Annotated in this window: 19 protein-coding genes, 2 tRNA genes and 1 pseudogene; 10 read left to right on the top strand and 12 right to left on the bottom strand. The window is 32.5% G+C overall.

The genetic code is table 11. The features are described 5' to 3' along the window. Positions 1-2,331 (bottom strand): annotated as a pseudogene (locus tag ACIQ16_RS04065) (hypothetical protein); the annotation flags it as partial. Between the two features lie 252 nt (positions 2,332-2,583). On the opposite strand from ACIQ16_RS04065, the gene folE reads away from it, so the two are divergent. From folE to lgt, 4 genes are all read left to right on the top strand, one after another. Further along, positions 2,584-3,255 carry a GTP cyclohydrolase I FolE gene (gene folE / locus ACIQ16_RS04060; RefSeq protein ID WP_396148885.1) on the top strand — a complete coding sequence of 224 codons (672 nt, stop codon included), beginning with the start codon at positions 2,584-2,586 and terminating at the stop codon, positions 3,253-3,255. Between the two features lie 129 nt (positions 3,256-3,384). Beyond that, complete coding sequence (cysS, locus tag ACIQ16_RS04055) at positions 3,385-4,863, top strand: cysteine--tRNA ligase (RefSeq protein ID WP_396148875.1); 1,479 nt, start codon at positions 3,385-3,387, stop codon at positions 4,861-4,863. Between the two features lie 45 nt (positions 4,864-4,908). After that, positions 4,909-5,130, top strand: a complete 222-nt coding sequence (gene yidD, locus ACIQ16_RS04050) for a membrane protein insertion efficiency factor YidD (protein WP_396148873.1) — start codon at positions 4,909-4,911, stop codon at positions 5,128-5,130. A gap of 154 nt (positions 5,131-5,284) precedes the next feature. After that, positions 5,285-6,211, top strand: coding sequence for a prolipoprotein diacylglyceryl transferase (gene lgt / locus ACIQ16_RS04045; RefSeq protein WP_396148871.1), 927 nt, complete (start codon positions 5,285-5,287; stop codon positions 6,209-6,211). Between the two features lie 60 nt (positions 6,212-6,271). Here lgt and ACIQ16_RS04040 read toward each other — a convergent pair whose 3' ends face one another. The 7 genes from ACIQ16_RS04040 to proS all read right to left on the bottom strand — a co-directional run bounded on the left by ACIQ16_RS04040 (position 6,272) and on the right by proS (position 11,977). After that, positions 6,272-6,811: a hypothetical protein gene (locus tag ACIQ16_RS04040; RefSeq protein WP_396148869.1), complete on the bottom strand. Its 540-nt coding sequence runs from the start codon at positions 6,809-6,811 to the stop codon at positions 6,272-6,274. A gap of 182 nt (positions 6,812-6,993) precedes the next feature. Next, the gene (locus ACIQ16_RS04035; protein WP_396148867.1) at positions 6,994-7,431 is read right to left on the bottom strand and encodes a hypothetical protein; all 438 of its coding nucleotides are present in this window, start codon (positions 7,429-7,431) and stop codon (positions 6,994-6,996) included. A gap of 195 nt (positions 7,432-7,626) precedes the next feature. Next, positions 7,627-9,423: a translational GTPase TypA gene (gene typA / locus ACIQ16_RS04030; protein WP_396148865.1), complete on the bottom strand. Its 1,797-nt coding sequence runs from the start codon at positions 9,421-9,423 to the stop codon at positions 7,627-7,629. Positions 9,424-9,669: 246 nt separating this feature from the next. Then, positions 9,670-9,921 carry a 30S ribosomal protein S20 gene (rpsT, locus tag ACIQ16_RS04025; RefSeq protein WP_353079327.1) on the bottom strand — a complete coding sequence of 84 codons (252 nt, stop codon included), beginning with the start codon at positions 9,919-9,921 and terminating at the stop codon, positions 9,670-9,672. A gap of 162 nt (positions 9,922-10,083) precedes the next feature. Then, positions 10,084-10,155 (bottom strand) — tRNA-Glu (locus tag ACIQ16_RS04020). A 34-nt stretch (positions 10,156-10,189) separates the two neighbouring features. Next, a tRNA-Glu gene (locus ACIQ16_RS04015) sits at positions 10,190-10,261 on the bottom strand. Positions 10,262-10,498: 237 nt separating this feature from the next. After that, positions 10,499-11,977, bottom strand: coding sequence for a proline--tRNA ligase (gene proS / locus ACIQ16_RS04010; RefSeq protein ID WP_396148862.1), 1,479 nt, complete (start codon positions 11,975-11,977; stop codon positions 10,499-10,501). Positions 11,978-12,073: 96 nt separating this feature from the next. Between proS and ACIQ16_RS04005 the strand changes: the two genes are divergently transcribed. The 3 genes from ACIQ16_RS04005 to rimO all read left to right on the top strand — a co-directional run bounded on the left by ACIQ16_RS04005 (position 12,074) and on the right by rimO (position 16,130). After that, entirely contained in the window at positions 12,074-13,165 is a 1,092-nt protein-coding gene (locus ACIQ16_RS04005) for a hypothetical protein (protein WP_396148860.1), read from the top strand. 64 nt (positions 13,166-13,229) lie between these two features. Beyond that, positions 13,230-14,729 carry an OmpP1/FadL family transporter gene (locus ACIQ16_RS04000; protein WP_396148858.1) on the top strand — a complete coding sequence of 500 codons (1,500 nt, stop codon included), beginning with the start codon at positions 13,230-13,232 and terminating at the stop codon, positions 14,727-14,729. A gap of 90 nt (positions 14,730-14,819) precedes the next feature. Next, positions 14,820-16,130, top strand: coding sequence for a 30S ribosomal protein S12 methylthiotransferase RimO (gene rimO / locus ACIQ16_RS03995; protein WP_396148856.1), 1,311 nt, complete (start codon positions 14,820-14,822; stop codon positions 16,128-16,130). Positions 16,131-16,184: 54 nt separating this feature from the next. Here the strand turns inward: rimO and ACIQ16_RS03990 are convergent, their stop codons facing one another. Then, positions 16,185-16,586 (bottom strand): excinuclease ABC subunit B, encoded by a 402-nt coding sequence (locus tag ACIQ16_RS03990; protein WP_396148854.1) that lies wholly within the window; start codon positions 16,584-16,586, stop codon positions 16,185-16,187. 40 nt (positions 16,587-16,626) lie between these two features. Between ACIQ16_RS03990 and ACIQ16_RS03985 the strand changes: the two genes are divergently transcribed. Continuing rightward, entirely contained in the window at positions 16,627-17,421 is a 795-nt protein-coding gene (locus tag ACIQ16_RS03985; protein ID WP_396148852.1) for an alpha/beta hydrolase, read from the top strand. Between the two features lie 52 nt (positions 17,422-17,473). Beyond that, positions 17,474-17,974: a DUF1456 family protein gene (locus ACIQ16_RS03980; protein ID WP_396148851.1), complete on the top strand. Its 501-nt coding sequence runs from the start codon at positions 17,474-17,476 to the stop codon at positions 17,972-17,974. A gap of 58 nt (positions 17,975-18,032) precedes the next feature. Here the strand turns inward: ACIQ16_RS03980 and menD are convergent, their stop codons facing one another. Beyond that, on the bottom strand, positions 18,033-19,694 hold the full coding sequence (menD, locus tag ACIQ16_RS03975) for a 2-succinyl-5-enolpyruvyl-6-hydroxy-3-cyclohexene-1-carboxylic-acid synthase (protein WP_396148849.1): 1,662 nt from the start codon (positions 19,692-19,694) through the stop codon (positions 18,033-18,035). 336 nt (positions 19,695-20,030) lie between these two features. Between menD and ACIQ16_RS03970 the strand changes: the two genes are divergently transcribed. Beyond that, on the top strand, positions 20,031-20,525 hold the full coding sequence (locus ACIQ16_RS03970) for a GNAT family N-acetyltransferase (protein ID WP_396148847.1): 495 nt from the start codon (positions 20,031-20,033) through the stop codon (positions 20,523-20,525). A gap of 79 nt (positions 20,526-20,604) precedes the next feature. Here the strand turns inward: ACIQ16_RS03970 and ACIQ16_RS03965 are convergent, their stop codons facing one another. Next, a complete protein-coding gene (locus ACIQ16_RS03965) occupies positions 20,605-21,240 on the bottom strand; it encodes a glutathione peroxidase (protein ID WP_396148845.1) in 636 nt (211 codons plus the stop codon). A gap of 124 nt (positions 21,241-21,364) precedes the next feature. After that, complete coding sequence (ccsA, locus tag ACIQ16_RS03960; protein WP_396148843.1) at positions 21,365-24,520, bottom strand: cytochrome c biogenesis protein CcsA; 3,156 nt, start codon at positions 24,518-24,520, stop codon at positions 21,365-21,367. Positions 24,521-24,530 lie beyond the last annotated feature (10 nt).

The following is a 24,530-nucleotide window of genomic DNA, read 5'->3' as shown; positions in this document are numbered from 1 at the left end:
AAAAACACCTCCTGAACCTGATGTTTGCGTCCAAACACCACCTGATTGTTCGCCAGTGATTAAACTAAACAAATCAATTGTTGATGTGCTGGTCTCACAAACCGTAGTACCTCCATCTGTACCTGCATCAGGTTGTGAAATTATATTTACTGTTGCTAAACTACTATCGGGTAAACATGGAGCTGATGTAGATGTGTATGTAAATATGCTTGTAATTGCTCCTGTAGCTGGTGTAAATGTTCCTAAAACTGAATTAAAAACACCGCCTGAACCTGATGTTTGCGTCCAAACACCACCTGATTGTTCGCCAGTGATTAAACTAAACAAATCAATTGTTGCTGTACTGGTCTCACAAACTGTAGTAGATCCATCTGTACCTGCATCAGGTTGTGCATTTATGTTTACTGTTGCCAAACTTGAATCATCAATACATGGTAACGTTCCTGATAAGGTATAAGTAAAAGTACTTGTAATTGCTCCTATTGCTGGTGTAAATGTTCCTAAAACTGAATTAAAAACACCTCCTGAACCTGATGTTTGCGTCCAAACACCACCTGATTGTTCGCCAGTGATTAAACTAAACAAATCAATTGTTGATGTGCTGGTCTCACAAACCGTAGTACCTCCATCTGTACCTGCAATTGGTGGATTATTAACCGTAATCTCAACAACACCTGTAGCAATATTAGAACATACTGGAATACCCGAAGAAGCAATACTAACCAAATTATATGTGGTTGTTGAAGAAGGCGATACCGATACAATTGCAATACCAGAAGTAGGTAATGTCACTGTTGGATTGGGAAAAGTTACTCCGTCAGAATAAGTGATTATTGAATTAGGGGTTCCAATAAAAGTTAAATTTGTTGAACTTCCTGAACAAATAGATGTAGTACCCGTGAAACTAGTTACGGTTGGTTGCTGATTAACCGTGATTGTTCCTGTATTAGCAGTTAAAGGCGTATTAACAGACCCAACTGCAACATTAGTCAATGTATAAATAGTTGTTGCAGTTAATTGTGTCGGTGTATTCCAAATAAAAGGGCCTGAAGCAGGTATAGTCACATTATATGTATTCGCACCTTGAGTAAAAGTTACAACAGCATTTGGCGGACCTGTAAAAGTTAATTGTCCAGTATTGTTTGTACAAATAGTATTTCCTACTGCAGTAGCATTATTTATACATCTTACATCTAACAAAAATGAAATCTCTTCTGAATCTACACATTCTGGAGAGGTATTATTTCTAGCGCGAACATAAATTGTAGTATCTACTCCAGGCTGAAAAGCAGAAGGGTTAGGAATATTACCTGTTACCGGAAAAGTATAAACTAATGATGCACCGTAATTTGATTCGGTAAAAAACGAAACAGTAAAATCTGAAGGGTTTAATGGTGCTAGTAAAGTAGGAATTAAAGCAGTTAAATCAAATGTTGGGTTACAATCCCCTAAAGGCCCTAACTGAGTAGGTACAGGATTAACTACTGGTGTAGAACCGAAAAATATATTTACTGAATCTTCTGAAACGATTCCGCAGTTAGGATGTGTTACCTTAACTTTCCATAAACCAGATTGATCGATAGTAATAAACTTTTGACCATTATAAGTTGCTTGTAAAGCGCCATCTAAAAACCATTGGTATGCTAATGAGTTTTGATTCGCAGGCGGATTTTCAAAATTACAATGCAAGGTATAAGAGTTTACCGAAGCATCGCAAATTGAGATAGTATTAATTTCTGGTGGATCTGGAAAAGTAGATGTTGCTGTAGACCCCAAATCAATCCCACAAACCACATCACAGTTTGTAGAACCAGCACCTGGAGTAGTTGCATTAGTTTGGGACATAATAAACTGTCCCACTTGATTTGAAAAATTAGTTATTAATAATATATAGTTAGAACCAGGATTAGCATTTGGTATGGTAATCGTTTCAACGGCAGCAGCTGAAAAACTACACGCTACAATATTATTAGGTATAGTTAAACTAGGTAAATCAAATAACAAATTACAGGCAGCACCAGATTGCATTTGAGCATCTGTAAAAGGACCCCAACAAATATAATCAATGTCCGTATTATTAAACAAGGGTGGATTATTTCCTTGTTGTAAATTAAATACTAAAGTACCTGAAAAACCCGTCTGAAAAGTATACCAATTAGGATTTGGCGCACTACCCAAACAACCAGGAGAGCCTAAACTAGGTATTCCAATTAAACTTTGCTGTGGTGAAATATTTCCAGAACAAATAGGTGCTGTTGTAGCACAAGTTGCTTGCGAATAGATAAAATTAATGCTTAAAAAAGTAAAAAAAAGTATAAGAAATTTTTTCATTTTAAATATGTAAATATTAATGAAGTTAAGAGTACTGATTAGCAAAAATAAAAAAAAAATTAACTTTTCTTTAATAAATAAACAATTTAACAATATTATTTGCTTTACGTCGGAATAATCAGCTTTTCATCAGATTTAACAGTTGTTTAATTAAACATAAGAGCTGTTATTTTATAAATAACTTTAAAAATTTATAAAACTAATTTATTTATAAATGCATATATTTGCAGTTAGATGAAAATAATAGGTATGATGATTAACAACGAAGAACATAACGATGAAATTGGCAACAATCATATTGCTACAAATACACAAAATCCAATACGATTAGATGCTTTTGAAATTTCTGACGAAGAAAAAATTACAAGAATCAAAAAAGATGTAGAGAATATTCTTCTTACACTTGGAATGGACTTAACAGATGATAGTTTAAAAGGTACACCAAACCGAGTAGCCAAAATGTTTGTAAAAGAAATTTTTGGCGGCTTGCATCCAGATAAAAAACCAAGTGCCTCTACATTTGAAAATAAATACAAATATGGTGAAATGCTTGTTGAAAAAAACATTGTAGTATATTCAACTTGCGAACATCATTTATTACCAATTTACGGAAGAGCGCATATTGCTTATATTTCAAACGGAACAGTTGTTGGTTTATCAAAAATGAATCGAATTGTAGAATATTATGCAAAACGACCTCAAGTTCAGGAACGTTTAACGATTCAAATTGTAAAAGAATTACAAAGTGTTTTAAATACAGAAGATGTGGCTTGTGTTATTGATGCCAAACACATGTGCGTGAACTCTAGAGGTATAAAAGATATTGAAAGCAGCACCGTGACTTCTGAGTTTGGTGGGAAATTTAAAGATGAAAAAGTAAAAAGAGAATTTTTAGACTATATTAAATTAGATACACGATTTTAATTAGCCCTGATTGCAGTGAAAATCCTTTTTAAATTGTTGACTGAGGTTCTCGAAGGCAACATTTTAAAAAGATTGTAACGGAAAGCAGGAATAGCTTCAAAAAAATATAAAAAACATAAATTAAACAAAATGCCACTTTACGAAACCAATCCACTTCAAGTGTATAATTCTTTATCGGGAAAAAAAGAAAATTTTAAATCGATTCACGAAGGTCAAATTGGTATGTATGTTTGTGGACCAACAGTTTACAGCAATGTGCATTTAGGAAATGTAAGAACTTTTATGAGTTTTGACATGATTTATCGTTATTTATTACATTTAGGCTACAAAGTGCGCTATGTGCGAAATATTACGGATGCGGGCCATTTAACAGATGATGGCGATGTTGAAAATGATAGATTTGTAAAACAATCACGTTTAGAAAAATTAGAACCTATGGAAATTGTACAGAAATATACTGTCGATTTTCATCACGTTTTAGAAACGTTTAATTTACTACCTCCTACTATTGAACCGACAGCAACGGGTCATATTATAGAACAAATAGAATTAACTCAAAAATTAATTGAAACCGGTTTTGCCTATGAAAGCAATGGTTCTGTTTATTTTGATGTGTTAGAATATAACAAACGTGGTTTAAATTACGGTGAATTAAGCAATAGAAATATTGAAGAATTATTTGCCAATACCAGAGATTTAGACGGACAAACTGAAAAGAAAAACCCTCAAGATTTTGCACTTTGGAAAAATGCCTCTCCAGCTCATATTATGCGTTGGAACTCACCTTGGGGAGCTGGTTTTCCTGGCTGGCACTTAGAGTGTACGGCTATGAGCACCAAATATTTAGGTGAAACTTTTGACATTCACGGTGGCGGTTTAGATTTAAAATTTCCACATCACGAATGTGAAGTAGCACAAGGTACTGCTTGTAACGGCGTAGCGCCAGTAAAGTATTGGATGCACGCCAATATGTTAACTATGAACGGTTTACGTATGAGCAAAAGTACTGGAAATTACATTTTACCAATGGAGTTATTAGAAGGTAAAAACGATTTCTTCGAAAAAGAATTTAACCCAAGTGTGGTACGATTTTGTTTTATGCAAGCGCATTATCGAGGTGTTTTAGATATTTCAAATGAAGCTATGCTGGCCAGCGAAAAAGGGTATAATCGTTTGATAGAAGCCATAACATTGTTATCAAAAATTGAAATTAACACTACTTCTTCAGTAGATATTGCATCTTGGAAAAAAGCGTGTTACGATGCCATGAATGACGATTTTAATACCACTATTTTAATGGCTCAATTATTTGAAGCGGTTAGAATCATAAATCTATTAAACGACAAAAAAGAAACAATTTCTGAAACGGATTTAACAGAATTAAAAACCACATTAGAAAGTTTTGTTTTTGATGTTTTAGGATTAACAAATAAAAAAGCTGAAGGAAATAACAATAAATTAGGAAGTGTTATCGAAATGCTAATTGAAATGAGAATGGAAGCAAGAGCCAATAAAAATTGGGCTTTATCTGATGAAATTAGAGATAAATTAGCCGTATTAGACATTCAGTTAAAAGACGGAAAAGAAGGAACGAGTTTTACGTTGTAATTTCGGATTTACGAATTGGGATTTACGATTTAGAAAATAAAAATTATGAAGAAACTATTCATTTTTCCATTTATAGTAATTATTCGATTTTATCAAATTGTAATTTCGCCTTTAACGCCGGCAACTTGTAGGTTTGCTCCTACTTGTTCGAGTTACAGTAAAGAAGCATTAGAAAAATATGGTATTTTAAAAGGAAGTTGGCTCGCTATAAAAAGAATTACAAGTTGCCACCCATGGGGAAAAAGCGGTTACGATCCAGTTCCTTAAAAAGTGACTTCGAGTGCCTCAGTCACCGCTGCTTAAAAATCTCGAAAGTTACCGTTGCTTGAGACTCTCAAAAGCAACATAAATAAAAATAAAAAAGAAGATTCGATAATCCTTTTAAACTTTTAAACTTATAAACTTATAAACAAAAATTAATATGATTTGGAATCCAACAGAAGGTATCGATTTAGGTTTTTTCATGATTCGTTTTTACAGCTTAACGTGGGTAACTGCTTTTGCTTTGGGCTGGTATATTACTAAATTTATCTTCCAAAGAGAAAATGAATCTGTAGAAAAATTAGATAATTTATTTGTATACACCATAGTAGCTACAATGCTTGGGGCGCGCTTGGGGCATGTGATTTTTTATCAACCAGAATTATTCTCACAAGATCCTTTAAGTGTTTTATTACCAATAAGCACAAAACCAGAATTACATTTTACAGGTTTTAGTGGATTAGCCAGTCATGGTGCGGCAATAGCAATTATTGTTACGATGTATTACATCAAAACAAAAGTACTACAACGTCCGTTATTATGGATTTTAGATAGAATTGTAATTCCTGTGGCCTCAGGAGCCGTTTTTATACGTTTAGGGAATTTTATGAATTCTGAAATTTTTGGAAAAGTAACTACAAATGATAGTTTTATGGCTATGAAATTTGTAAAAGGTGAAGATAATTTGCCGCCGCAAGTAGCCTCGCAATTAACAAATATCCCTGACGGAACGCAAGCGTATAATGCGATTGCAAATGATGTTCAGTTTAAAGGTATTTTAGACAAAATTCCTTACAGATATCCAGCTCAATTATTTGAAGCCTTATTATACATTCCTGTTTTCTTTATCTTATTTTATATGTATTGGAAAACAGATGCCAGAAACAAACCAGGTTTATTATTTGGAACGTTTTTAGTGTTACTTTGGTCGGTTCGTTTCTTTGTTGAATTTGTAAAAGACAGTCAAGGTGGCTTTGAAGAATACCCAATGTTCAATGCCTTATCTACTGGGCAATGGTTGAGTATTCCTTTTATTGTTTTGGGATTCTATTTCATTTATGCTTCACAAAAGAAAACTATTATTTAATACAATTATACAGAAATAAAAAAAGGCAAACTCTAAATTAGATGTTTGCCTTTTTTTTATTTAGAATTTAATTTCTTTAGATTTATCAATTTCATAAGAAATTAAAACATCTTTCTTCCATTTATTTATTCTTCGATTTACCTTTCGACCATTACTGTCATAGTCGATTTCATCTGTATAAACAATTTTATTTTCAAAATCAGGATTCATATTTGCTAAACTATTCGCTTCTTTATGCTCCATTAATTTTTTTGTTTGGGGATTAACTATAATTAAACATCCACGAGAAAGTGACCAACCATTTGAAGCACTTCGTTGCAAATAAATATCTTTCTGACCATCAAAATCATAGTCTTTAAAATCTAAATAAAATTGAGTTGGATTAGCATCAATCAAATTTAACTCATCGTTCTTGATCCATTTTTTTCCAACTTGAGTGTAAATTTCAATTTTATACGTTTTATCATTTGGGCAACTTATAAGTATTGCATTTTTTTCTTTATTCGATAATAAATTCCCAGACTTAAAAAATAGAAAGGGTTGCCAATTGTCAAACTCCAATGTATCAAAATCAATTCCTTTATCAAGAAGAGTATACAAAGTATCTTTTGTTATTTTTATTTCGGAATTCGATAATTTACTATTATTTTCAGTCTTCTTACAAGAAAAAAAGAAACTACTGATCAATAAAAAAACTAAACAACTTGATTTTTTCATATGGCGTGTTGAATTATGAGATTTCTCCTTCGTCGAAATGACAAAATTGAAAATAGTTTTTAAACTTATGCTTTAAACTTCCATTCAAATTCGTCTTTATCGTTGATAATGGCACCAATTTCAACCTCAACTACTTCGTCATAATCGACGTGAAAAAACAACCAATTGTCTTCGTTAAAATAAATATCAATCCCTTCTTCTGAATCTTTTTCAAACTTGGTGATTTTGTTTAGTGCTAAATCGCCATTTACTAAATCCCATACTTTATTTATAATAGTAGTCCCAAATAATTTAATGTCTGGATGTGTAGTCGTAATATAGCCCAATTTCATATCTTCCTCAATATAAAACGTCAACTTCATACGTTCTTTGTTATACACATAAATCGTATTGTTTTCGTCGTCTGTAAACGTTTTATTTGGTTTTCCGTATAACGCTTCTACGTATTTTGGAGTCATGCCAAATTCTAATCTATCAATTCCGTTTTTTAATTTAATTTCCATGGTTTTAGGTTTTATACTAACAAAGTTAGGGTTTTTAAATATTGAATTTGCAAATAATTTCTAAATTAATACTTTTCACCGCAGATTCGCAGATTATCTGTTTAGATAAAATCTGTGAATCTGTGGTAAAATAATATAAAAAAACCACGAAAATCAAATGAAATTCGTGGTTTAGTATATTTATATAAAATCTAATTATATTTTGGTACGTTTTCTTTCCGTTTCCGTCAAATAAATTTTTCTTAAACGAATCGATTTTGGTGTACACTCCACATATTCGTCTTTTTGAATGTATTCTAAAGCTTCTTCTAATGAGAAAATCACTGGAGGAATAATTCTTGCTTTTTCATCATTTCCAGATGAACGAACGTTAGATTGTTTTTTCTCTTTCGTTACGTTTACACACATATCATCACCACGAGAGTTTTCACCAATAACTTGACCTTCGTAAATTTCAGCATTTGGTTCCACGAAAAACTTACCTCTATCTTGTAATTTATCAATAGAATAAGGTATTGCTTTTCCTTTTTCCATAGAAATTAACGAACCTTTGTTACGTCCAGAAATTTCTCCTTTATACGGTTCATATCCTATAAAACGGTGAGCCATAATAGCTTCACCTGCAGTAGCAGTAAGTAATTGGTTACGTAATCCAATAATTCCACGAGATGGAATATTGAATTTTATAATCATACGTTCCCCTTTAGTTTCCATACTTAACATTTCACCTTTACGTAAAGTTACAAACTCTACCGCTCTACCTGATAAACTTTCTGGTAAATCGATAGTTAATTCTTCAATTGGCTCACATTTTTGACCATTAATCTCTTTAATGATTACTTGTGGTTGTCCAATTTGAACTTCATAGCCTTCTCTTCTCATGGTTTCGATTAAAACCGATAAGTGTAATACACCACGACCAAAAACCATAAATTTATCTGCGGAATCCGTCTCAGCCATTTTCATCGCTAAGTTTTTTTCTAATTCTTTTTCTAATCTTTCTCTAATATGACGAGAAGTTACAAACTTACCCTCTTTACCAAAAAATGGTGAATCGTTAATTGTAAATAACATACTCATTGTTGGCTCGTCAATTGCAATTGAAGTTAAGGCTTCCGGATTTTCAAAATCTGCAATAGTATCCCCAATTTCAAAACCTTCAACACCAATAATCGCACAGATATCTCCAGCAATTACACTTTCTACTTTCTTACGACCTAAACCTTCAAAAGTGTGCAACTCTTTAATTTTTGATTTTGTAATAGTACCATCACGTTTTACCAACGAAATGTTCATTCCTTCTTTTAATTCGCCTCTTTCTAATCTACCAATCGCGATACGACCAGTAAATGCTGAGAAATCTAAAGATGTAATTAACATTTGAGGTGTTCCTTGTCCAACATTTGGAGCTGGTACATGCTCGATAACCATATCTAATAATGCTTCAACATTATCTGTTACATTTTCCCAATGATCCGACATCCAGTTATTTTTAGCTGAACCATAAACTGTTGGAAAATCTAATTGTGCTTCTGTAGCGCCTAATTCGAACATTAAGTCGAATACTTTTTCATGAACTTCTTCTGGCGTACAGTTTTCTTTATCTACTTTATTAATTACTACGCAAGGTTTTAAACCTAAATCGATTGCTTTTTGTAATACGAAACGCGTTTGTGGCATTGGTCCTTCAAAAGCATCTACTAACAAACATACACCATCGGCCATGTTTAATACACGTTCTACTTCTCCACCAAAATCGGCGTGACCAGGCGTATCAATAATGTTAATTTTAGTTCCTTTATAAGAAACAGAAACATTTTTAGAAGTAATTGTAATACCTCTTTCACGCTCTAAGTCGTTATTATCTAAGATTAAATCTCCAGTATTTTCGTTATCACGGAACAATTGACAGTGATACATAATTTTATCAACCAATGTAGTTTTACCGTGGTCAACGTGGGCAATAATTGCAATGTTTCTAATAGATGACATATATTCTTTTTTTGAAAGTGCAAAGGTACGTTTATTATCTTGATATTCAAACAACTATTCATTTAGTTTACATTTTAATAAATTTTGAAGTAAAATGTTTCATTTTCAATATACTAACCTCAACATATTATGTTATAATTTATAATTACGTTGCCTTCGAGAACCTCAGGCAACAGATTGAAAAAAGATAATAAACAAAAAAAGTCCTGATTTTCATCAGGACTTTTAAATTATCTTAAGTTACTATTATAATTTAGCAACTAATCTTGTTAACTTAGATTTTAAGTTTGACGCTTTGTTAGCATGAATAATGTTTTTCTTAGCTAATTTGTCAATCATTGAAATAACTACAGGTAATTTCGCTGCAGCTTCTGCTTTTACAGTTGCTAAACGAATTGCTTTAATTGCATTACGTGTCGTTTTGTGTTGGTATTTATTCAATACTCTTCTTTTCTCGTTGCTTCTAATTCTTTTTAAAGCTGACTTATGATTTGCCATTTTTTTATATTTTAAATGTAAATAACTATTTTATGCATTAGTAGAAAAATAAGAAAAGCCTCCCACAATTGATTTTAAAATCAATCACTTCAGTTTTAACTAACAAAACAAGTAAAGGAGACACCAAAACCCATTTCATAAAACCATTTCAAAACTAATTTGTAGTCCGTAGGGGAATCGAACCCCTCTTACCAGGATGAAAACCTGGCGTCCTAACCGATAGACGAACGGACCAGTAACTGATTTAATGTTTCAGTAAAAAACAATGTAGTCCGTAGGGGAATCGAACCCCTCTTACCAGGATGAAAACCTGGCGTCCTAACCGATAGACGAACGGACCATTACATTTCCGTAATGCGAGTGCAAAAATACAACTATTTTTTATTTGTGCAATACCTAATGTGAAAATTTTCAGTTTTTTTGAAAACCTTCGTTTAATGCTCTATTTATAAGACATTTATTGAAAATAGAAATTCAAAATCTCAATTTCCAAATCTCAAATTCCAATTTCCAAATTACAAAACTTCAAATTGCTAATTGACACATTGTCTAATTATCTAATTATCTAATTAACACATTAATAAGCTTTTGCGAATAAAACCCTTCCTTTTGATGGTGCTCCAGAGAAAATACAAACTCCAGTCTCTTCTACTCTATCTAAAGGAATACATCTAATCGTTGCTTTGGTTTCCTCTTTTATTTTCTCTTCGGTTGCAGCGGTTCCATCCCAATGCGCAGAAACAAAACCTGTTTTATGTTCTAAAACATCTTTAAATTCAGCATACGAATTCACTTCTGTAGTATGTTCGTTTCTATAATCTATAGCTTTATTAAATAAATCATTCTGAATTTGCTCTAATAAATCTTGAATATAGACTACAATTCCATCAGCTGGTTTTACTTCTTTACTTAAAGTATCTCTTCGTGCCACTTCAAAAGTTCCGTTTTCTAAATCTTTAGGACCAATAGCAATACGAACAGGTACGCCTTTTAGTTCCCATTCTGCAAATTTAAATCCTGGTTTTTGAGTGGTTCTGTTATCAAATTTTACAGAAATATTAAGTTTTTTGAATTGTGCAACTAAACCATTTGCTACTTCAGAAATACGTTCAAATTCTTCGTCAGTTCTAAAAATCGGAACGACAACTACTTGAATTGGCGCTACGTTTGGTGGTAAAACCAGTCCATTATCATCCGAATGTGTCATTACTAAAGCACCCATTAAACGAGTTGAAACACCCCAAGATGTTCCCCAAACATATTCTTGTTTTCCTTCTTGATTGGTGAATTTCACATCAAATGCTTTGGCAAAATTTTGACCTAAAAAGTGCGAAGTTCCGGCTTGTAATGCCTTTCCATCTTGCATTAAAGCCTCTATACAATACGTTTCATCTGCTCCAGCAAAACGTTCTGTTTCCGTTTTTAATCCTTTTACAACTGGAATAGCCATAAAATTTTCAGCAAAATCAGCATAAACGTGCATCATTTTTTCTGATTCTTCTAATGCCTCTTCTTTTGTAGCGTGTGCGGTATGCCCTTCTTGCCATAAAAATTCTGCAGTTCTTAAAAACAAACGCGTTCTCATTTCCCAACGCACTACATTTGCCCATTGGTTAATTAATAAAGGTAAATCTCTATAAGATTGCACCCATCCTTTATAAGTACTCCAGATAATAGCTTCAGATGTTGGTCGGACAATTAGTTCTTCTTCTAACTTAGCATTGGGATCAACCATTAATTTACCTGGTTTATCTGGATCGTTTTTTAATCTATAATGAGTTACAATAGCACATTCTTTTGCAAAGCCTTCTGCGTTTTTTTCTTCCGCTTCAAACATACTTTTTGGCACAAATAATGGAAAATATGCATTACTATGACCGGTTTCTTTAAACATTTTATCTAATTCAGCCTGCATTTTTTCCCAAATTGCATACCCGTATGGTTTAATTACCATACAACCTCTCACCCCTGAATTCTCAGCTAAATCAGCCTTTACGACCAATTCGTTATACCAAGCAGAATAATCTTCGCTTCTAGTTGTTAAATTTTTACTCATTTTTATAATATTGGCACAAAATTTGTTTAATTTGTATTAATTTAGTGGTACAAAACTACTTAATTTTGTAAAGACCAACAATAAAAATTAATATATATGAAAACAAATCGCATTTTTCAGCTAAAAACACTTAGATTTTTAAGTCTAATTGTAGGTACTATCACAGTAGTAAGTTGTGGTTCGTATCAAAATTCGTCGTATTATGATGATGATGGCGTGTATGGTCCTGATAATTCAGATAAAGCAAAACGAGTGGTACAAAACGAAACCAGTTCAGGTTCTTATAGCAATGCCTATGCTCAACAATTTAAAAGTATGAAAGAAGAGTTTGGACCTACAGAAGTATTGACTGATGTAGACAACTATAAATCAGCACCCGACACGGTATATGTTCAAGAAAATGGAACTAGATATGGTGGATGGGGTGAAAACCCAACCAACAATAATATTGTAATTGTAAATGATAATTGGGGTTGGAACAACTGGGGAATGAATGGATGGGGAATGAATGGATGGGGTTGGAATGGCTGGTATGGCAATAACTGGGGAATGAACGGTTGGGGATGGAATGGCTGGTATGGTAACAACTGGGGAATGAACGGATGGGGTTGGAATGGCTGGTATGGTAACAACTGGGGAATGAATGGTTGGGGTTGGAATGGCTGGTATGGCAATAACTGGGGAATGAACGGTTGGGGCTGGAATGGTTGGTATGGTGGCGGCAGAAATGTGGTAATCAATAACGGACCTCGTGGTGGCTATATAAATAATAATGGTAATTCTGGAAGACTAACTTCTGGAAGAGTTGGAAATAGTATTGGAAGCCCTAGAACTCAAATTGGTCAAACTAGAGGAAATTCAATCGGTACACCTAGAACTCAAACTTCAGAACCGAGAACTTTTACTCCAAGAGGAAACACAAATACAGGAACGCCTAGAGCACCTATTTCTGATCCAAGAACCTATAATCCAAGAGGAAACACCAATACTGGAACTCCGAGAACACAAACCTCAGAACCTAGAACATATACTCCAAGAAATGACTCACCTAGAAACGAAGCACCTAGAACAATATCTACACCAAGAAGTTCCGACTTTGGTGGCGGAAGAAGTTCAGGAGGATTTGGCGGAGGCGGCTCTACTGGTGGAGGTGGAAGATCTGGCGGCGGTGGTCGTGGAGGAAGATAATAAACAAGTCTAAAAAATACCTGCTTGAAACTTTCAGGCAGGTTAAAAATATAATTTTATACATATGAAAAAGATACTATTTTCTTTATTAATAGGAAGTGCTTTTACTGTTAGCGCACAAGAAACTACTATGTCTGATGCATTACGTTACGGCATACAAAATTTAAATGGTACTGCCAGATATCGTGCAATGGGTGGCGCATTTGGTGCTGTTGGAGGTGATTTGTCAGCTATAAATAGTAACCCAGCAGGTTCTTCAATTTTTAATTACAATCAAGCTACCATATCACTTTCTAGCTTTAACAAAAGCAATACAGCTAATTATTTTGGAACAAATACTAAATCAAACGATAATTCTTTAGACATTAATCAATTGGGTGCAGTATTTGTTTTTAATGATAATCAAGCAAAAAGTGGATGGAAAAAATTTGCTTTAGGGTTGAATTATGAAAACGCTAATAATTTTGATGACTTTATTGTAAGTGAAGGTACAAATCCGTTTAACTCAATGGACAGTTATTTCTTACGATTTGCAAATGCCAGAACAGGGAATATTGGAGGAAATTATTATGAAGATTTAGATTTCATTGACCAACAAGCCCTTTTAGGTTACGATTCGTATCTGATTGATTATGACTCCGCAACTGATAATTATTATACCAATGTACCAGGTGGAGGAAAATATTTTCATAAAAACACCATACAAGCCAAGGGTTATAATGGGAAATTTACTATGAACTTTTCTGGCGCTTACGAAGATAGATTATATGTAGGTATGAATATGAATTTTCATTTTACAGATTATTTAAGATCTTCCTCATTGTACGAAAGCAATTTAAATGCTTTTTATACTACTGGATTCAGTATTGACACTGCACGTTTCAACAACGAATTGTATACATACGGTTCTGGATTTTCTATGAACTTTGGTGCAATTTATAAAGCGAATCAAAACATCAGATTAGGATTGGCATACGAAACACCAACTTGGTATCGCTTAAATGATGAATTAACACAAAGCATTTCTACCAATTATTACAATGCTACAAATACAACTATGAATCAGGCATTCGTAAATCCAAATGCTGTTAATGTATATCCAACCTATAAAATTCAAACACCGAGTATATTAACAAGCAGTGCTACTGTTTTATTTGGTAAAAAAGGATTGTTAAGTGTGGATTATATTTCAAAAAACTTTGCAAAAACACAATTTAAACCTAATAGCGAAATTATCTTTAGTACTTTAAACACGCAAATTAAAAACGAACTTCAAGATAGTTACGAACTACGAATTGGTGGTGAGTACAAAATAAAACAATGGAGTGTTAGAGGTGGGTATCGTTTCGAACAAAGTCCTTATAAAGTTGACCTCGCTTTTGGTGATTTAACAAGTTATTCTAGTGGTTTAGGGTATAATTTTGGAAATTCTAAACTAGATATTTCGTACACTAATGAACATCGTGCCAGAACAGAAGCCTTATTAACTTCTGGCTTAAATGATACAGCAAGAATTAGAAATAAAAACAATAATGTTACTTTAACGTATGTGGTGAATTTCTAAATCACACACAAATATTACACAAATGTCGCTTTACTTCAAGTTTAGCGACATTTTTTTATTAATTTTGCACCCTGAAACAAAACAAATACTATGAGAACCAAGTCTTTAAAGAAAAATAAAATCAACGTCATTACCTTAGGTTGTTCTAAAAACGTATATGATAGTGAAGTTTTAATGGGACAACTTCGTGCCAACGGAAAAGAAGTAACACACGAAGCCACAAAAGACGAAGGAAACATCATAGTAATTAATACGTGTGGTTTTATTGATAATGCGAAAGAAGAATCGGTAAATACGATTCTAGAATATGCCGAAAAGAAAGAACAGGGTTTAGTAGATAAAGTTTTTGTTACAGGTTGTTTATCTGAACGATACAGACCCGATTTAGAAAAAGAAATTCCAAATATAGACCAGTTTTTTGGCACTACTGAATTACCTTTATTATTAAAAGCATTGGGTGCCGATTATAAACACGAATTAATTGGAGAACGTTTAACCACAACGCCAAAAAATTACGCCTATTTAAAAATTGCCGAAGGATGCGATAGACCTTGTAGTTTTTGTGCCATTCCTTTAATGAGAGGAAAACACAAATCTACTCCTATTGAACATTTGGTGATTGAAGCTGAGAAATTAGCAAAAAATGGCGTAAAAGAATTAATTTTAATTGCACAAGATTTAACCTATTACGGTTTAGATTTATACAAAAAAAGAAATTTAGCCGAACTTTTAGAAGCTTTGGTAAAAGTAGAAGGAATTGAATGGATTCGATTACATTATGCCTTCCCTACTGGTTTTCCAATGGACGTTTTAGAATTAATGAAACGCGAACCAAAAATTTGCAACTATTTAGATATTCCATTACAACATATTTCAGATAGCATTTTAAAATCGATGCGTCGTGGAACGACTCAAGAAAAAACGACGAATTTAATTAAAGAATTTAGAGCGTTAGTTCCTGAAATGACTATTAGAACGACTTTAATTGTGGGTTATCCTGGCGAAACTGAAGAAGATTTCAATATACTTAAAAATTGGGTAGAAAAAATGCGTTTCGAACGCTTAGGCTGCTTTACCTATTCTCACGAGGAAAACACACACGCCTATTTATTAGAAGACGATGTTCCTGAAGAAGTAAAACAAGACCGTGCGGCACAAATTATGGATATCCAAGCACAGATTTCTTGGGAATTAAATCAAGAAAAAATTGGACAAACATATAAATGTGTCATCGACAGAAAAGAAGGTGAACATTTAGTTGGAAGAACAGAGTTTGACAGTCCAGACGTGGATAATGAAGTATTAATTGACGCTTCAAAATTTTACTTAAAAACTGGAGATTTCGTAAATTTAAAAATAATAGACGCTACAGAATTTGATTTGTATGCAGAACCTGTATAAAAGTAAACTCTAAACCTTTTTACTTATACCTTTTGCCTTTAACCAAAAGAAAACCTAATTCAGTTGCTCACTGAAAATAGCAATTAAAGTGTGTGCGTCAACAATATGATTTGGCGATTCTTCAATTAACTTTAATACGCGTTTCATCGCAAAGGGATTTAGTCCCATAAGAATACCAATTTCATTAATTTTTATTATTTCACGTTCGTGTAAAACATTATCACAACGCATTAATAAAGCCAAACGATAAAACTGACAAATTCTATTTATTTCGTCTTTTATTACTTTAACTTCACCTTTATTTTCATATAATTTCAATAAAGTTTCTTTATCAATTTGCAATTCATAGGCTACAATTTCAATAAAATCATATTCTTTATCGTGTAATTCGCCGTCAATTAAAGCAAACGAAATCATTTCTTGCAACAAACTAATTTTTTCTTGAGTAGTTTCCATCAAAATTATTACTTTTATACTATTCTTCAAATATAAAAAAATGCAGCAATTTTTAAGACTATTTCTATTCTTTTTTTTGTTTTCAATTACAAAAACAGAAGCACAAAAGCGATTTTCAACCTTTGAAATAGACGCGCCTCAACTACAAACTAAAAAGAAAATTTGGGTATATTTACCTATAAATTACGAAAAATCCAATAAAAAATATCCTGTAATTTATATGCACGATGCCCAAAATTTATTTGATGAAGCAGCTTCTTATGCAGGAGAATGGAACATTGACGAAACCTTAGATAGCCTAAAAGCGAAAGTCATTGTGATTGGTATAGAGCACGGAAATGAAAAACGTATAGACGAACTTACTCCGTATAAAAACGAAAAACGAGGTGGAGGAAATGCAAATGCCTATTTAGAATTTATTGTAAAAACAATAAAACCTCATATTGATTCAACCTACAGAACCAAAACCAATGCAAAAAACACGGGTATTTGGGGCAGTTCCCTTGGTGGATTGGTTTCTTTTTACGCAGCTTTGCAATATCCAGAGGTTTTTGGGAAAGTAGGTTGCTTCTCGCCTGCTTTTTGGATTAACAAAAAAGAAATTTTTCAGAAAATGGAGGACACACCAAAATTTACTACCAAAATTTATTTGCTTTGTGGCGATAAAGAAGATAGCGGCGCAATGGTTTCTGATATGAAAGAAATGGAAACACTAATCAATTCAAAACGCTGTGAATGCAAAAAACTAAATAAATCAGTAATCGTTAAAGAGGGCGAACATAACGAAAAATTATGGCGAAATGCATTTGCAAAAGCGTATCTTTGGCTTTTCTGATAAAATTGATTTACGAATTACGAATTACGAATAACAAACAACAAACTATAAAATGAATAACAACGATATCTTCAAAAAACTACGTGTGGCTTTACAATTACGTGACGACCAAATAGTAGAAATTTTAAATTTAGTCGATTTTAAAATGTCGAAAGGCGAATTAGGTGATATTTTCCGTGCGGAAGACCACGCTAATTTTATGGAGTGTGGCGATCAAGTTCTACGTAATTTCTTAAACGGATTAATTATTCATTTACGTGGGACAAAGGAAAACCCAAAAAATCCACGTGAAGTAATTAAGTCGCACAAAGATTACGAAACACAAACAGAACGAACAGATAAAACCATTTACGAACCGAAAAAACCATATAATAAAACGGATAGTAAAACACAATTTAAACCAAGAACTGGCGACAAAAAGGAGTTTAAACCAAAAACAGGTGAAAATTCAGATAAAAAGCCTGCATTTGGGAAAAATAAATTTGGCAACGATAAAAAACCAGCCAAACAAAATCCAGTTGAAAAATTTAAATTTAAAGACGGAAAAAAATAAAAGCAAATCCTCAATAGTATTGAGGATTTTTTATTTATTGTTTTTATAAGAATCTGAATTACAACTTCCTAAAGTAATCTAATAAAACAATATCATTTATTTTTTCTGGGGTAAAAATCTCTAAAATTGAAGGTGTGTTTTGATTCGAAATAAAAGAATCCCAAACAGAATACAATTCGGATTCGTTTTGAACTGAAGTATATTCAAATGCAAACATTTTTGCTAAATGTTCTGCTGTTAATTGATGAGACGTTTCGAAAAAAGTATTGAACGTTTCCGTTTCTTGATGCCCTGGTAAAATTCTAAAAATCCCTCCTCCACTATTATTTATCAAAATAATTTTGAAATTCTTTGGAATATAATTGTTCCATAACGCATTACTGTCGTATAGAAAACTTATGTCGCCTGTAATAAAGATTGTAGGTTTTTTATTTGCTACTGCCGCACCAATTGCCGTTGATGTACTTCCATCAATACCACTTGTACCACGATTACAAAATACCTCAATTGATTTTTTGCAAGGTACCAACTGTAAATAACGTATTGGTGAACTATTACTAACTTGTAACTGAATATTTTTAGGTAAATTTCGACTTAAGAAATCGAAAACTTTAAAATCTGAAAATGGAATTTCAGACATATACTTCTGGTGCTTTACTAATCTGTCTTGCCAAATGGATTGAAAATCGTGTTGGTACTTTGATTCTACAACATTATTTTCAGCCAATAATTGACTTAAAAAACTTGTACTATTTGTTTTAAAATGTTGCGACAAACAACCAAATGTATCATAAGCCCTAATTTCATCAATATGCCAATGTTGGGTTGGTTGATAATTTCGTAACAACGATTTTATTCGTTTAGAAACTACCATACCACCAAAAGTAAGCAAAATATCGGGTTGAAAATTAAGCTTTTCTTCTTCAGAAAACGTGGAAACTAAAGTATCAATTCTATCAATAAATGAAGGATGATGCAAATTAGATGTTTTTTCCAAAAGCACTAATACACTTTTGTCTACCGCTAAGGAATCAATATATTTTTGTTCGATAGCATTTGGTAACAACTCGCCTACTAAAATTAATTTCTTTTTAGCCAACTGCCATTCTGAAATGAACTTGGTATCTAAAGTAAACTCAGCTTCTTCAATAGCAGAAGTAGTGACTTTTGGAACATAAGTTGGTTCCAAAAGTGTTTCATATAAAGGTTCTTCAAACGGAACATTTATGTGAGCTGGACCTTTTTGAGAAATGGCTGTTTCGATTGCTGAAACAATAAGACTATCATTATGCTCAGAAGCATTTTCAGTTAAATTCGCAGAAAAAACAATATGATTAGCAAACACATTTTCTTGACGAATGGTTTGTCCGTCACCAATATCAATTTTACTTTTTGGTCTGTCAGCCGAAACTATTAGTAAAGGAATTTGACTATAAAATGCTTCCGCAACAGCGGGATAATAATTTAATACTGCTGAACCTGATGTACAAACCACTGCCACAGGTTTTAGTAATTGTTGTGCCAAACCTAAGGCAAAAAAAGCCGCACAACGTTCGTCAGCAATGCTATAACAGATAAAACCTTCCTGATTGGTAAATCCCATAGTCAAAGGGGCGTTTCTCGATCCTGGAGAAATTACAATATGCTGAATTTCTTTTTGACGAAAAATTTCAATAACTGCTTGCGCTAAAGGTATTTTTGGATATAAGTTGGCTTTCAATTTTACTAGTTAAAAAATTAATAAACACATAGAAACTTAAGTATTTAAGATGAAAAAGTCGCTTCGCTCAAAATAGAACACAAAGCAAAAAGAATGTTTCAAATCAAATTTATCATTATTTTGCCACGAATTCACTAATGTAAAAGGGATTAGATTTAATTCGAATTTTTCGTCAAAGACGAATAATACAAACTATGTCAACTATTTTTTAAATTCGTTAATTCGTGGCAATACAAATAAAACTATGTGCCTATATGTTTTTAAAATATTCTTAGTGACAAATTTACTAATAAATACACATTTTTTTATATTTTTATATCATAAATAAATACTAAAATGAACCCATCAATTCAAACGTATCAATCGGAAGATTGTCCAGCTATACTTGAAATTATTAACGATCAAATTTTGACTGGTACCGCTTTATACGATTATCAACCTCGAACTTTAGCGCAACAATTGGCTATTTTTGACGATAAATTACAAAAAGGTTTCCCAATTATAGTAGCAAAAGCAGCTGGTGAAATTCTTGGATTTGGCTATTACAGCGAATTTCGATTTAGAGAAGCCTATAAATTTACAGTAGAACATTCAGTGTATGCAAAGAAAAACTATATCGGAAAAGGAATAGGAAAATTATTACTTACTGAATTAATCAAATTGGCAAAAAAGCAAAATCTACATACGATGATTGGCGTTATTGATTCGGAAAATGAAAGTAGTATTGCTTTTCACGAAAAATTTGGATTTGAAAAAGCAGGCTTCATTAAAGAATCTGGTTTTAAATTTGACCGCTGGTTGCATTCTGTTTTTATGCAAAAGATACTTTAGGAAAATTCCAATAAAAAATTCCAAATTCCAAAAATGTAATAAATTGGAATTTGGAATTTAAAAATTGAAAGTTATTTATTTATTTCCCTTCAATCCAATTGGTAATTGAAGTATCATTTGGTAAAACTCTTGGCGACATAACCGCTGCTAAATGTCCTTTTTCATCAATTAAATATTTTTGAAAATTCCATTCCACTTCGCTGTCTTTTAAACCATTTTTACTTTTTTGAGTTAAAAACTGATACAAAATGTGCATATCGCTACCTTTTACAGATATTTTTTCCATCATAGGAAAAGTTACGCCGTAATTCTTTTTACAAAAGGCACCAATTTCAGCATTTGTACCTGGTTCTTGTGCGCCAAAATTATTTGCAGGAAAACCAACAATTACAAAATTACTGTTTTTATATTTTTCATAAACAGCTTGTAATTGCTCATATTGAGGTGTTAATCCACATTCAGAAGCCGTATTTACAATTAAGATTTTTTTCCCTTTAAGAGAAGCAAAATCAAATTCGTTTCCTGATAAATCTTTTACTTTAAAAGTATAAATTGAACCTTGTTCCATTGTGTTTGTTTTTGGAGTTTCTACTGAAACATTTTCGTTAGTATTTTCTACAAAATGTTCCCAGTTTTCTGATTTTTTTTCTTCTGATTTAGTATTACAAGCCAATAAAATTAATACTGCGCCTGTGAACGTGTGAAATAGTTTCATAACAATTTATTTAAAATCAAATATATGAAAAGATACAGAAAACAAAAGTTAATGTTGGGTTAAATAAAAAAACCTAACAGGCAAAAAAGCTGTTAGGTCTTGTAAAATATGTAAATTCTTTATTTTATTTTTTCTTATACAATTTCTTATATTGAATAAACGCTATGACAGAAATTACTAAAACAATTGCTAAGGCATATAAATAATATACCACACTTTGAGATTCTCCAGATGCATATGAATGCTTGCCGCTTAAGTGAAAATTAACTCCAAAATACGTCATTAAAATACTTGCAAAAGCTAAAACCGACATAAAGTTATAGGCAAACAAACCACGTAAAGCAGGAACAAAACGGGCGTGAATTACAAATGCATAAACCATAATACTAATTAAAGCCCACGTTTCTTTTGGATCCCAACCCCAATAGCGTCCCCAACTTTCGTTTGCCCATTGTCCACCCAAAAAGTTTCCAATGGTTAACATCACTAAACCAACCGTTAAAGCCAATTCATTAATATAAGTAATTTCTTTTATGCTAAATTCCATTTTGGCTTTGTTGTTTTTGTTGGTAAAAATCATTAAAAACAAGGCTACCAATCCCAAAATCATTCCCAATGTAAAGGGTCCGTAACTCGCCACAATAACTGCAACGTGAATCATTAACCAATACGAATTTAAAACAGGTTGTAAATTTGCAATTGCTGGATCCATATAATTTAGATGCGCCACCCATAAGATAATTGCAGCAACAAAAGTTGTAGCCGCAAGTGTTAATTCCGATTTTCTACCGAATGCTACACCAAAAAACATAGTAGCCCAACCAACATAAATCATACTTTCATAGGCATCAGACCAAGGTGCGTGTCCTGAAATATACCAACGTAAAATTAATCCTCCAAGATGGATAAGAAACAGCAAAATAATACTCCCGTGGAAAAATTTCACCACATAATTTATCCATTTCTTTTTATTGAAAATTTGAACAATTACAAAAATAAACATTAGTATTCCTACTAAAGCGTAATACGTATATAATTTCTTAAAAATATCGTATTTGTTATACTGAATTTCTGCTTCTAATTTATCTTCAGAAAGCATTACTTTTCCACCAAATTTCTTTTGATAATCGGATAAGCCCTTTAATAAACTTTCTGCATTTTTATAGTCTTTAGATTGTGAGGCTTTTGCCGCTTCACTAAAATAAAACGGAATAATATTTTTTACGACATCTAAATTGGTTTTCGTTGGATGTTGCAATTCTAAATACGAAGCCCATTTATTATTGGCATCTTTTGGAAGCGGAAAAAATCGTAAAATTTGTCCACTAATTGCTGAATACAATAAATTTACTTTTTTATCAGCATCTAAAAAGTCTTTTTGAAATTGGTTTGGAACTGCTTCTTTATACGCTTCATCCGTTTGTTTTTGCAGTTTATAATTTCCAAAATCATCGAAAAAACTAATTAATGGCGCATATTTTGCTTTCTCATCTACACCAATAATTTTACGAATACTATCGTTTCCTCTCGTTAAATGCACAATCGGAATTTGATACCAAAACTCAGGAAACTGATTCATTGAAATCAAAACCTGATCTGAAGTAAATCCTTCAAAAGTATCATTTTTAGAAACTTTTCGTAATAATTCAGACGAAAATGTGTTTACTGGTTTCATTCGGCCGTTTGCATCTTGAATAACAAGTCGCCCAAATTTTTCTGCATGTTCCGCAGAAACCATATATTTTTTTATCTCTTTTAATGATTCAGCAGCGGTTGGCATTTTTGGCTTTTCCGGGGAAGTTTCATTTTGATGTGGGTCGGTTCCGTGATTATGTCCTTCGTGATTGTTATGATTATCTTGGGCAAAACCAAACATTCCAAAAAAGAATAAAATAGCTACCAAAGTGGCTTTTTTAGCTCGAATTTTATCCAACTTCAATTTCAAATCATTAAATCTGGTGTTTTTATCAAACAAAATAACCATCATAGCAAAGTACAATAAAAAATAACCGATGTAAGTAATCCAAGTCCCCCAGAAATCGTGATTTACAGAAAGAACGGTTCCTTTTTCATCCTCATCAAAACTGGCTTGAAAAAAACGAAATTCTCTATAATCTAAAATATGATTCATAAAAACGCTATCGGTAAATGTTTTCGATTTTTCTTTATCTTGAATTTCAATTTTACTCTTAAAAGCCGAATAACTTTTTTCAGTTCCAGGATATTTTTCGGCTACGAAATCATTCAATTTAATTGAAAAAGGTAAGGTATGAACTTTACTTCCATACATTAATGTGAAATCTAATTTTCCGATTTTAAAACTTTTAGGTTCGCCTTGTTTTCCTTTTGAACCCATTAGAGTAACGGTTTCTTCTTTATTTTGAGACGTGACTTTAACCACTATGGCATCGTCCGTTTTTTTATCTTTATAATCGTTATTTGATGCTAAAACAACTTCTCCTTTTTGAGCCAATTCAGGAAAAACAAACTGACTTCCACCTGCATTATATAGTGAACGGAACATCAACTCGCTTGTCTTATCTTTTGTAATTGTGCCTTGCATTTTATCTGCCATTCGCATAAAGTTTCCGTCAAAAGGTGTTTGAATGGTATAATTTTCAGCAGATTTTGTAATATTAATAGCACCCTGTGTAAACTTATTAAAAGCAAACAATACATTACTAATATTTTTCACTTCGCCTTCTCTAAGAAAATGTTCTTTTCTACTTCCGCCAATAGCTTCTACCAATTTTATATATAACTCGCCTTTTGCATTTGGCTTAAATGTTTCAGAAGCATTCATAATAAATTCTTGCAATTCAATTTTATAAGGAATATCTGAAAATTTATCAGAAAGTTGGAATGAATTATTTGTTGCTTGTGAAAGTAATAACTGGTTTTCCAATGTCTTACGTTTCATTTCACCTTTATAATCACCATCAACGAAAGTAGTTAAATATGGCATATCTGAATAAACCGTATTAGAAACAGCTCCTTCACGAATTGGCATTAATCCTTCATAACTAATATATCGGGTAACAAAAGCACCCACAATTATAAAAATCCAAGACAAGTGTAGCAATAAAGTGGCCCATTTTTCTTTTTTATACAATTGATATCGTTTTATATTTCCGAAAAAATTGATTACAAAAAACACCATAATGGCCTCAAACCACCACGCGTTATAAACCCAAATTCGTGCGGTTTCAGTATTATAGGCGTCTTCAATAAACGTTCCTGCTGCCATTGCTGCTGCGAAACCAACAAATAAAAGTGCCATTAGGCGTGTA

The sequence above is a fragment of the Flavobacterium sp. genome, from assembly GCF_044360715.1.
Classification (GTDB): Bacteria; Bacteroidota; Bacteroidia; order Flavobacteriales; family Flavobacteriaceae; genus Flavobacterium.
The sequence above is the reverse complement of the archived record's forward strand: the minus strand, read 5'-3'. Positions and strand labels throughout refer to the sequence as shown.